The organism is Streptomyces aureus (assembly GCF_001418135.1).
In the GTDB taxonomy this organism is placed as follows: domain Bacteria; phylum Actinomycetota; class Actinomycetes; order Streptomycetales; family Streptomycetaceae; genus Streptomyces; species Streptomyces aureus_A.
Map to the genome: position 1 here is coordinate 1 of NZ_LIPQ01000284.1, position 254 is coordinate 254.

1 protein-coding gene is annotated in these 254 nt (G+C 63.0%); it reads right to left on the bottom strand.

What is annotated here, in order from left to right; translation table 11 throughout:
• Positions 1-59: 59 nt before the first annotated feature.
• The coding region (locus tag AOK00_RS39730; RefSeq protein WP_216822263.1) for a hypothetical protein at positions 60-254 on the bottom strand (195 nt) is incomplete at its 5' end.

Below are 254 nucleotides of genomic sequence, written 5' to 3' on the forward strand. Positions count from 1 at the left end.
GGCCGCGGATGTGCGGACGGACATCAACAGGAACGCTCCTCCCTCTGGTCACACCGTCATCAGAATTCACCAAAGCAAGCCCAAGGTTGAGTCAATGAAGGGTAATGCGGCCATGTGAACAGCACTCCGCGACACCCGTGCTGTACGACGTTTTCGAATGGAATCAGCCGGATGTTGACGCGAACGGCAGCGTCGGGGCGGCCGGCGCTCGCGGAGTCCGTCAGGTCGGCCGCTGCGCGTGCGCCCTGGCCGAA